12 protein-coding genes and 1 pseudogene are annotated in these 9,792 nt (G+C 38.0%); 5 read left to right on the top strand and 8 right to left on the bottom strand.

The genetic code is table 11. The annotated features are described in order from the left end of the window. Nucleotides 1-181 (bottom strand): YchJ family protein (locus V757_RS28220; protein ID WP_023953323.1); only part of this gene is annotated, 181 nt, incomplete at its 3' end. 105 nt (nucleotides 182-286) lie between these two features. Here V757_RS28220 and V757_RS26820 point away from each other — a divergent pair. Both V757_RS26820 and V757_RS26815 read left to right on the top strand, forming a co-directional pair. Then, the gene (locus tag V757_RS26820; RefSeq protein WP_023953321.1) at nucleotides 287-1,453 is read left to right on the top strand and encodes a cytochrome P450; all 1,167 of its coding nucleotides are present in this window, start codon (nucleotides 287-289) and stop codon (nucleotides 1,451-1,453) included. Nucleotides 1,454-1,465: 12 nt separating this feature from the next. Further along, entirely contained in the window at nucleotides 1,466-2,005 is a 540-nt protein-coding gene (locus V757_RS26815) for a DUF924 family protein (protein WP_023953319.1), read from the top strand. A 133-nt stretch (nucleotides 2,006-2,138) separates the two neighbouring features. Here V757_RS26815 and V757_RS26810 read toward each other — a convergent pair whose 3' ends face one another. Continuing rightward, a complete protein-coding gene (locus V757_RS26810; RefSeq protein ID WP_023953317.1) occupies nucleotides 2,139-2,576 on the bottom strand; it encodes a DUF2147 domain-containing protein in 438 nt (145 codons plus the stop codon). A gap of 24 nt (nucleotides 2,577-2,600) precedes the next feature. Then, nucleotides 2,601-2,930: a DMT family transporter gene (locus V757_RS26805; protein WP_023953315.1), complete on the bottom strand. Its 330-nt coding sequence runs from the start codon at nucleotides 2,928-2,930 to the stop codon at nucleotides 2,601-2,603. A gap of 24 nt (nucleotides 2,931-2,954) precedes the next feature. Between V757_RS26805 and V757_RS26800 the strand changes: the two genes are divergently transcribed. After that, on the top strand, nucleotides 2,955-4,133 hold the full coding sequence (locus V757_RS26800; RefSeq protein WP_023953313.1) for a benzoate/H(+) symporter BenE family transporter: 1,179 nt from the start codon (nucleotides 2,955-2,957) through the stop codon (nucleotides 4,131-4,133). 77 nt (nucleotides 4,134-4,210) lie between these two features. Here the strand turns inward: V757_RS26800 and V757_RS26795 are convergent, their stop codons facing one another. The 5 genes and pseudogenes from V757_RS26795 to V757_RS26775 all read right to left on the bottom strand — a co-directional run bounded on the left by V757_RS26795 (nucleotide 4,211) and on the right by V757_RS26775 (nucleotide 8,720). Further along, nucleotides 4,211-4,816, bottom strand: coding sequence for a nitroreductase family protein (locus V757_RS26795; RefSeq protein WP_023953311.1), 606 nt, complete (start codon nucleotides 4,814-4,816; stop codon nucleotides 4,211-4,213). A gap of 145 nt (nucleotides 4,817-4,961) precedes the next feature. After that, nucleotides 4,962-6,005, bottom strand: a complete 1,044-nt coding sequence (locus tag V757_RS26790) for a sulfate/molybdate ABC transporter ATP-binding protein (protein WP_023953309.1) — start codon at nucleotides 6,003-6,005, stop codon at nucleotides 4,962-4,964. Next, a pseudogene (cysW, locus tag V757_RS26785) lies at nucleotides 6,002-6,872 on the bottom strand (sulfate ABC transporter permease subunit CysW). Before cysW ends, V757_RS26790 begins: the two are co-directional and overlap by 4 nt. After that, the gene (gene cysT / locus V757_RS26780) at nucleotides 6,869-7,747 is read right to left on the bottom strand and encodes a sulfate ABC transporter permease subunit CysT (protein WP_052019458.1); all 879 of its coding nucleotides are present in this window, start codon (nucleotides 7,745-7,747) and stop codon (nucleotides 6,869-6,871) included. The pseudogene cysW and the gene cysT overlap by 4 nt, the downstream one beginning before the upstream one ends. Continuing rightward, the gene (locus V757_RS26775; protein WP_023953305.1) at nucleotides 7,713-8,720 is read right to left on the bottom strand and encodes a sulfate ABC transporter substrate-binding protein; all 1,008 of its coding nucleotides are present in this window, start codon (nucleotides 8,718-8,720) and stop codon (nucleotides 7,713-7,715) included. Before V757_RS26775 ends, cysT begins: the two co-directional genes overlap by 35 nt. Nucleotides 8,721-8,868: 148 nt before the next feature. Here V757_RS26775 and V757_RS29475 point away from each other — a divergent pair, with 148 nt between their 5' ends. Both V757_RS29475 and V757_RS26765 read left to right on the top strand, forming a co-directional pair. Beyond that, complete coding sequence (locus V757_RS29475) at nucleotides 8,869-9,057, top strand: hypothetical protein (RefSeq protein WP_023953301.1); 189 nt, start codon at nucleotides 8,869-8,871, stop codon at nucleotides 9,055-9,057. Between the two features lie 263 nt (nucleotides 9,058-9,320). After that, nucleotides 9,321-9,677, top strand: a complete 357-nt coding sequence (locus V757_RS26765) for a tlde1 domain-containing protein (protein WP_052019456.1) — start codon at nucleotides 9,321-9,323, stop codon at nucleotides 9,675-9,677. The last annotated feature ends 115 nt before the right edge of the window (nucleotides 9,678-9,792 follow it).

The raw sequence follows: 9,792 nt of genomic DNA, 5'->3' as shown, positions 1-9,792 counted from the left end.
TCAGTAATGCTTGTTGTGCCGGCACGGTTGTCTTGACAATATAATCAACTAACCCTAGAACATAGGCACTATAGCGAGATCTCATCAATAGTTCTGGTTTTTTGGGGTACGCTATCTGTAAATGATAAGGTTGGCAACATTCTTCATATAATTTACCTGATTGACAATAGCATTTCTTCATTCTTCTCACCCATATACGCTGTAATGATATTATTGCTGAACTGCTACAAAACCACTACAATTTTAGGGTTTACCCTAATAATCAACAATGAACAAGAGAGACAATATGACACAAGACTGGAATCCTAGAGCGGCTGAAGTACAAAACAATCAATTACTAGCCTATGATAAGATGCGCCATACCTGTCCCGTCGCTTACGATGAACAGCTTGGTTATAGTATCTTTAAGCATGCTGATGTAATGGGAATATTAAACAATCCAGATATCTACTCCAACCATGTTTCGACTCGTCATATTGCCGTTCCAAATGGAATGGATGGTCCTCTACACATGGCATTTAGACGTATTAATGATAAATACTTTACACCAGCCAGAATGGCGCACTTTGAGCCTATGTGTAGAAAAGTGATTCGTGACCTTATTCAAACTCTGCCCCGCGATGAACCTATTGAAATCATGGGATCATTTGCGAAATACTATGCCATTCGAATCCAAAATGCTTTCATGGGATGGCCGTCTTCTCTTGAAACCCCTCTGCTCGAATGGATAGAAAAAAATCGACGAGCAACACTTAAGCAAGATAGAGAAGAAATCACCAAAATTGCCATCGAATTTGATCACTATATTCACCAACTACTCAATGAACGCCGTCAAGCGGGCATATCACCAACACAAGATATTACGACAGAATTAATGCATGATCTTGTTGACTTACCTGAACAACATATTCATCGCGTCATGACAGAAGAGGAGTTGATTTCTCTACTTCGCAACTGGACGGTAGGTGAACTATCTACTATTTCTGCATCAGCAGGTATATTACTTAAATTTATTGCTGAACATCAGGACGAGCAACATCGACTACGTCAGCACTTCGACGAAATACCAGCAGCTATTGAGGAAATTATGCGTCTAGAAGATCCTCTTGTGAGTAATCGTCGACGCACAAAATGTCCCGTTCATTTGGGAGGAAAAGATATTCCGGAAAATGCTAGGCTTACCATTAATTGGGTCAGCGCAAATCGGGATGAAAGCGCGTTTGAAAATGCTCTCACTTATAATCCTCACCGTGATCAAACTAACAATCTTGTTTATGGTGCAGGCATACATAATTGCCCTGGAGCACCACTTGCAAGACTAGAGCTACGGCTTTTATTAGAAGAGTTTTTGACTCATACACAACACATTCAACTACTAGCACCACATGAAATAGAGAATGCTATCTATCCTGTTGCAGGATATGCTAAAGTACAGCTTATTATTCGTTCCTAATAAGGAAATTTCATGCAAGCTCAAGCTATTCTAGACTTCTGGTTTAAAGAAACAGGTGCAGACCAATGGTTCACCCTTAACGAGTCTTTTGATAATGATATTCGCGCCCGTTTCCATGAAACTTGGGTTGCCGCTACTCAAGATAAATTGCTTTATTGGCGTAAAGATATTTTTGGTCGTTTAGCAGAAATCATTGTTTTGGATCAATTCTCTCGCAATATGTTTAGAGATAGTGCAGAGGCTTATGCACATGATGCAAAAGCATTAGCCCTATCTCATGAAGCATTATATGCACCAGATTTTTTCTCGCTTTCACGCCAAGAGGCTGACTTTTTATTAATGCCTTTTATGCATTCAGAGGATTTACTCACACAGCACCAATCGCTAATTTTATTCAAAAATTATGGTACGGAAGAAGCCTTCAAATTCGCTGAAATGCATAAAGATATTATTGAGAAATTTGGACGTTTTCCTCATCGCAATCGTATTTTAGGAAGAGAATCCACAGAGGAAGAATTGCAATTTTTGCAAACACCTAATAATCAATTCTAACGACAAACTCCTCGCTTACGGATTAAAAAACATAGCGATTGATAATCTGCGCCCCAAGAGTTAGACTACATTTCTAACCTACTAAGGTGCAGATTATTTTGACGGCTATCTTATTCAGTAAACTTATAAAACTTTACTGTACACGAGTCCAAACTTGCGTGCGTCCAAGTAGAGAAATACCCAAAAAGCCTCTTAATTTAAACTTCTGCCCATTCTCAATTAATTCAGCTTTTAAGTTATATGTTTTGCCATTACTAGGATCAAGAATCGCCCCATCCTCCCATTTATTATTTTCTTGAGCCTTTTTAAGCCCCCACATAATGGACATTCCCTCAATCGGCTTATCTTTTTTATCACCCTCACATTTCACACATAAAGCGCCCGGTTTTTGCTGAAGTTTAAGAATACGGCCTCGCAAATTACCATTAGGATCTTGACTAATTTGTACTAATGCTTTTTTCTGTCCTTCCTCATCCACAGTTTGCCATGTACCTATTGGTGAGTCTCCTACTTGCGCAAAACTGATTGACGACATGAGTGTTAAAAAAATAACGCCTAGTAATTTGTTCATATTGTCTCCTAAGAATGAATACTATTAATGTGAAATTGTGTTAGAAAAAACATTAATAATAATCACACCCACCACAATCATCCCTAAACCGACTATGGCTGGTAAATCTAATGTCTGCTTATAAAAAAAATAACCTATTAAAGCCAATACCACTATCCCAACACCAGACCAAATAGCATAAGCAATCCCTAATGGAATTTGTTTAATAGCTAGTGATAACATATAAAAAGTAATGATATAACCAACTACACTAGTCATGCTAGGAAGTAATTTACTAAAGCCATTTGAGGCCTGTAGCGCAGAAGTGGCAATGATTTCAGCTAGAATAGCAATAATAAGAAATATCCAATGCATTTAACACTCTTTTAACAACATAATATGATGAGAACCCGTTTCTTTTCTGCAAGCCATTTATCCGCCGCCATCGCCGCCATGCTAGTCTCCTATGGCTCTGCAGCCGTCATTATCTATCAAGCCGCGTTAACCTTTGGAAGCACACCAGAACAAATTAACTCATGGTTTACATCTTTAGGGATAGGGTGTGGTATTTTAACATTTTACTTATCACTACGATATAAAGCCCCTATTATGATGGCTTGGTGCACCCCTGGTGCTGCCTTAATGATAGGTATGCAACATATTCCTCTCAGCGATGCTATTGGTGCCTTCTTATTTGCAGGCATTATTATGCTTATAGTATCTTTCACCGGCTTATTTAATCGCCTCGTAAACCTTATTCCTAAAACCTTAGCCTGTGCAATGTTAGCTGGCATTCTAATTAATTTTGGCTCTAAAACATTCGTCGCGATGCAAAGTCAAACCCTACTTGTTGGATTGATGCTTTTAACCTATTTACTCAGTAAGATTCGCTTTAAACGTTATAGTCTATTATTTATGCTAATTGTAGGTTTTATCACGGCTTATTTCGAAGGTTTATTTCATATCGAAGAGATCAAATGGAGTAACCCTCAGCTAGTATGGTTATCTCCCTCGTTTGATATTCAAGCCATGATTAGTGTTGGCATTCCCCTATTTATTACCTCATTGGTCACTCAAAATATGCCTGCTATTACCATTTTACGAATGCATGGCTACACCGATGTACCAGAACAAAAAGTCATTACTAGCTCTGCTATTGCCACTTTATTGCTAGCCCCCTTTGGTGCATTCAAAATTAATTTAGCTGCTATTAGCTCAGCTATCACTATGGGGGCAGATGTTGACCCTGATCCAAAGCAACGGTATAAAGCCAATCTATGTCTAGCCTTTCTCTATCTACTTGCTGGCATGATGGGGGGTGTCATAGTATCACTATTTAATGCCTTACCGAATGAATTATTAATGGCATTAGCAGGAATTGCTATATTTGGTACATTACTCAGTAATCTCATAGAGTCTTGGAAAGATGAACCGACTCGTGAAGCGTCGCTTATTACCTTATTAACAAGTGCCTCTGGTATGACATTATTAGGTATTGGCAGTGCTTTCTGGGGACTTATTTTTGGTCTCTTTACTTATCATCTCTGTTATTACATCGAGCGCCAAAAAGTGGCCTAGTCTTAGAGATAAAAAAGGATGGTATATAACCATCCTTTTTGCTTATGAACAATGTTCTATTTTGTTAATCGTTATTCTTAGCCTAAGAACACTTTAAAGCGTGCATCATCATCCATATATGTTTTGGCTTGTGCTGGCGCTTCAATGCTACCAAAAGGCATTTGGCTTCTAAGTTTCCAAGAGGCAGGAATTCCCCACGTACTAGCGACCGCTTGGTCAATCAAAGGATTATAGTGTTGAACTGTTGCACCAATCTCTTTTTCAGCTAAGGCTAACCATACGGCATATTGAGCCATACCACTAGCTTGCTCAGACCAAACAGGGAAATTATCTGCATATGTAGGGAACTTCTCTTGTAAGCCCTTGACTACGTCCTGATCTTCAAAGAACAACACAGTACCAAAACCCGCTTTAAATGACCCATTCACTTTCTGCTCTGTAGCAGCAAAAGCATCGGCAGGTACAATCTTACGAAGTTCATCTAAAGCAATATTCCATAATTTTTCATGGTCATCACCAAATAAGACAACTACTCGTGAAGATTGTGAGTTAAATGAGGAAGGTGATTCACGCACAACATTTTTAACTAATTCCACAATTTCTTGCTTATTTACGGCGACATTTTTACCAATCACGTAGATTGAACGGCGTTTTTTTTGTAGCTCATTAAAATTTTGACTCATTTTTAAATCCTTTATTCTGACAAAAGTCTATCTATTCATTAATCAACATTATATCTATTCTCTTTGAACAATCAACAAGGAAATATTCAACAAACCATTAACCAATAAGAAACATTCCCTATTAAGAATTCTATTTCATATAGAATTAATCAGTGAAAAATTGTATGTTTTTAGGGATTAAAAATAGTTTTTGTCCCAACACATAATGCCCCTCTTCATCTGGAGACACGATGACTTCATGAAAGTGCGGAGTCAGTAAATCCAATACCGTTAATCGAATTAACGCACCTACATGATGGATATGCTTAATCTCCACTTCTAGCATGGAACCGCCTGAGTTTTCTTTGTTTACCCTCCATTCATGTGGCCGCACATACCCTATTACACTCGTATTCTGAGTTATAGATAGTGGATACTCAAACTTCCCATAACGCCATATCCCTTGTTCAACAATACCAGTAAACTTACTCACTTCACCAATAAACTCTGTCACAAAAGGCGTTTTGGGTTGATGGTAAAGCTCAGCGGCATCGCCTAACTGCTCAATCTGCCCATGATTCATCACCACTATTTGATCCGATATTTCTAAGGCTTCTTCTTGATCATGCGTCACCAATAAACTGGTAATATTTAGTTCATGATGAATATCCCTTAGCCATAGTCTAAGCTCTTTCCTCACCTTAGCATCAAGTGCACCAAAAGGCTCATCTAACAATAAAATACTAGGCTTTACAGCTAAGGAACGTGCCAAGGCAACACGTTGGCGTTGTCCTCCAGATAACTGATGAGGAAAAGCTTTAGCCAAATGGGGCAACTGGATAAGGCGTAATAAATCCATCACACGTTGATGAATTTCGTCTTTGGAAGGTCGAATAGCTTTGGGTAATACGGTTAATCCAAACGCCACATTATCAAAGACTGACATATGCCTAAACAAGGCATAGCTTTGGAACATAAAACCGATTTTTCTATCTTGTACTTTTTTATCGGTGACATCTTTACCGTTAAGAACTACTTGTCCTGAATCAGCAAACTCTAAGCCAGCAATGATGCGTAGAAGAGTGGTTTTACCGCATCCTGACGGTCCTAATAAAGACACTAACGAGCCTGTCTGCACCGTAAGGCTAATATTCTTTAAGGCATGAAAATTGCCAAAGTATTTTTCTATATGATTAACGTGTATGCTCATTCGATTTCTTCTACTCGATGTAAACTTAACCTATTTTTTCGCTCTTGGAGATAGTTCAATAGATGCTGCAAAATTAATGTCAATAAAGCTAAAAAGGCTAATAAACTAGCAGCAGCAAATGCCCCCACAAAGTTATATTCGTTATAAAGTATTTCTACTTGCAATGGGACGGTATTAGTTAAGCCACGAATATGACCAGAAACAATGCTAACCGCACCAAACTCACCCATTGCTCTTGCATTAGTCAAAATTAATCCATATAACAATGCCCATTTAATGTTTGGTAAGGTAATTCGCCAAAATAGTTGCCACGCCGAAGCACCTAGAATGAGTGCGGCTTGTTCTTCCTGATCACCTTGACTTTGCATCAATGGAATAATTTCTCTTGCTACAAATGGAAAGGTCACAAACAAGGTTGCCAACACAATTCCAGGCACCGCAAAAATTACCTGCATACCATGTGCTTCTAACCAACCTCCCATCACACTATTTGCACCAAATAACAATACAAACATCAAACCAGCCACAACTGGTGAAACAGCAAATGGCAAATCTAATAAGGTGGTAAATAATTGCTTGCCTCTAAAGTCATAGCGTGTAATTAACCATGCCATAGCGATACCAATTACCGCATTAAGAGGGACAACTATAGCGGCGGTCAATAAGGTTAATTTAATGGCAGCTAAAGCATCTGGCTCAGTCAACGCAGTAATATAATAAAGCCCAACCTGAACGAAAAGCCTCAGCAAAAATGGAAATAAGTGGCACAATCAACATAAGTGTTAAAAATACCAACACTACACTAATCAAGATATATCTGATCCAGATGGGTTCTTGATTACTGATACTGCTCTTATGACTACTCATACTTTTGCTCCTAATCGTCGGCTAAAAAACCATTGCGCCACATTAAAAACAAATAAAATAACAAATGAAATGAGTAACATAAATAAGGCTACGGCGGAAGCCCCTTGAGTATCAAACATTTCTAACTTAGCCGTAATAATAACTGGAAGAATTTCTGAGACGTTTGGTATATTACCAGCAATAAAAATTACCGAACCATACTCTCCCGTCGCACGAGCAAATGCCATACCTGCCCCCATAATTAAGGCAGGTAATAACTCAGGCAAAATGATTCGATAAAAAATTGTCCATGAATTAGCACCTAATGTAGCACCCGCCTCTTCCAACTCCACAGACAAATCCTCTAACACAGGTTGGACAGTACGGACAATAAAAGGCAAGCTCACTACCACTAAAGCAATCCATATGCCTATTGGCGTAAACGCTATTTTAAAATTAAACCATTGTCCTATCCAACCGTTTGGTGAATACAAGGTAGCTAATGCAATACCAGTCACTGCTGTGGGCAATGCAAACGGTAAGTCTACAATCGCATTGATTAAACTCTTGAAAGGAAAATGGTAGCGTACAATTACCCATGCAATCATTGTGCCAAAAATGCAATTGGTCAGAACAGCAAACAGCGACATTTTTAAGGTTAAACTAATGGCTGAAATAACTTGTTCTTGTAAGATGGTCTGCCAAAACTTATCCCACCCAATGCCAACGGTACTATAAACCAACATGGCAAATGGGAGAAATACCAATAGAGATAAGCTTAAAAGGCTAATGCCAAAGCTCAAACCGAACCCTGGCAAAATTGTTTTAGATCTTAAAAACACTGTTTTATTCTTTTTATACTTAAGGTTTTTGAATTTGGTCAAATACACCACCATCTGCAAAATAAGTTTTCATGATCTCTGGCCAAGTGCCAAACACATCATTTGCTCTAAACGTGTCTATATGAGGGAAACGATCTTTATACTTCGCAAGGATAGTAGGATTACTTGGACGTAAATATAATGTGGCAGCTAACTCTTGTGCTGGCTCACTCCAAAGATACGCTAAATAGTCTTTGGCAACTTCAGCTGATCCTTTTTTAGCGACAACAGTATCAACAATCGCCACCGGATTTTCAGCTTTAATCGAGTATTTTGGATAAACCAATTCAAACTCATCTTTACCAAATTCACGTGCGGCCATATTTGCTTCGTTTTCAAACGTAATTAAAGCATCACCAATTTGACGTTTCACAAACGTTGTTGTTGCTGCACGCCCACCATTATCTAGGACAGGGACATTCTTAAATAAGCCTTTGACTAAAGCTTTGGCTTTTTCATGGTCATTATTATTGGCTTTGAGTGCTGCACCATACGCAGCCAAAAAGGTATAACGCCCATTTCCTGTTGTTTTAGGATTAGCAATAACAACTTGGATACCCTCTTTTGTTAAGTCTTCCCAATCTTTAATATGCTTTGGATTACCTTTACGTACCAAAAATACTGTTGTGCTTGTAAATGGCACGGCATGATCAGGAAACTCTTTATCCCAACCTGCTTGAATAAGACCTTTACTCTCCAAGAGTTCTACGTCAGAACTCTGATTCATCGTAACCACATCCGCCTGTAAACCATTAGCAACACTAAGTGCTTGTTTGCTAGAGCCACCATGCGATTGTTGGATTTTTAGTGTTGCACCTTGATGTGTTTGTTCATAATGTTTTAAGAATAAAGGATTGTATTCTTTATAAAAATCACGCATCACATCATAGGAGACATTTAAAAACTCTTTATTGTCTTGTGCAGTAGCAAATGATGTTGATACAGCGATACTTAGAATCGCTACAGATAATTTTGTGATAAGTTTCATTTGTGATGATTCCCAAAATGTTCGTGATACGTTACTATACAAAGAATTTTGGTTTTTCCGAACGAATGTTTTTTTCTATCTATATTCCATTTTTTTATAAGTAAAAGGTTTTTATCTAGATTTTTAGTAATAAAGTTTACATTATCTTGTGTCATATCTATTAGCCTTTGCTATCCATACCCCTCAGCCTGCGTGGGTAGAGCAAGATGCCCAATTTGCTGTAGAAGGTAGTGTTTTTATGGCAGGGGCTATTCAATGGTTACGTGATAATCTAGGCTTTATCCAACATAGCCACGAAGTGGAAGCACTAGCACCTACCGTAACAGATAGCCACTAAGTAAACCGTAAAAATTCATCTAAAATTTAATAGAATAGTCACAATATTCCATTAATATTAATTTTCCACCTATATAATTAATTGGAACTTAGCATGTTAAATTGTACGCTTGATTTAAGCCAACGTAATAAGTTTTCAACGTTGAAGTGTCCGGGAATTGGGGAGTTTGAGGTTTTTTCTGGTGATAAGCAATTTAGGAATAGAATAGAATAGAATGCGCCCATATTCCAAGAGCAACTATTCCACCCGGAACTTATTGGATTGTGGATAGACCTAAGGGTGGCATTAAATCAAAAACCTTAACTTTTGTGCAGGACATATATTCAGGAAATAATCATGAAATATGGTTTGCTCTTTATCGAATTGATGAGCAAATAGATGATTACACCATCTACAATAGGGTTAAACGTGGCAATTTCCGTTTACATCCATCAGCATCGGGTGGTACTTCTTGGGGATGCATTACATTTAGGCACTTAACTCAATTTATGCTTTTTAGGAATGCGTTACTCGCCATTGAAAAGAAAATTACTATCCCCAATGCCAATATTCCAGCTTATGGGACAGTTACTGTTTTTAGTCGTACTAGCTTGAGAAAATGCGATGAAGAAAGTCACTAGATATTTATTAAAATTTTTGATATTTTTTGTGGGCTTCCATATCATCTATTTCTCTATTGTTTACATTGTCCACTTCATCATACTTGACAAACGAACAAGGGCTGAGCTAAATTGA

The sequence above is a fragment of the Pelistega indica genome (assembly GCF_000506865.1).
GTDB lineage: Bacteria > Pseudomonadota > Gammaproteobacteria > Burkholderiales > Burkholderiaceae_B > Taylorella > Taylorella indica.
This window is presented reverse-complemented; position numbering and strand designations above follow the sequence as displayed.

Excerpts from the sequence above, each read along its gene's own strand:
- V757_RS26790 (WP_023953309.1), bottom strand. The coding sequence starts at position 6,005 with ATGAGCATACACGTTAATCATATAGAAAAATACTTTGGCAATTTTCAT.
- V757_RS26775 (WP_023953305.1), bottom strand. The coding sequence starts at position 8,720 with ATGAAACTTATCACAAAATTATCTGTAGCGATTCTAAGTATCGCTGTA.
- V757_RS26800 (WP_023953313.1), top strand. The coding sequence starts at position 2,955 with ATGATGAGAACCCGTTTCTTTTCTGCAAGCCATTTATCCGCCGCCATC.
- V757_RS26815 (WP_023953319.1), top strand. The coding sequence starts at position 1,466 with ATGCAAGCTCAAGCTATTCTAGACTTCTGGTTTAAAGAAACAGGTGCA.
- V757_RS26820 (WP_023953321.1), top strand. The coding sequence starts at position 287 with ATGACACAAGACTGGAATCCTAGAGCGGCTGAAGTACAAAACAATCAA.
- V757_RS26810 (WP_023953317.1), bottom strand. The coding sequence starts at position 2,576 with ATGAACAAATTACTAGGCGTTATTTTTTTAACACTCATGTCGTCAATC.
- cysT (WP_052019458.1), bottom strand. The coding sequence starts at position 7,747 with ATGGTGGTGTATTTGACCAAATTCAAAAACCTTAAGTATAAAAAGAAT.
- V757_RS26795 (WP_023953311.1), bottom strand. The coding sequence starts at position 4,816 with ATGAGTCAAAATTTTAATGAGCTACAAAAAAAACGCCGTTCAATCTAC.
- V757_RS26805 (WP_023953315.1), bottom strand. The coding sequence starts at position 2,930 with ATGCATTGGATATTTCTTATTATTGCTATTCTAGCTGAAATCATTGCC.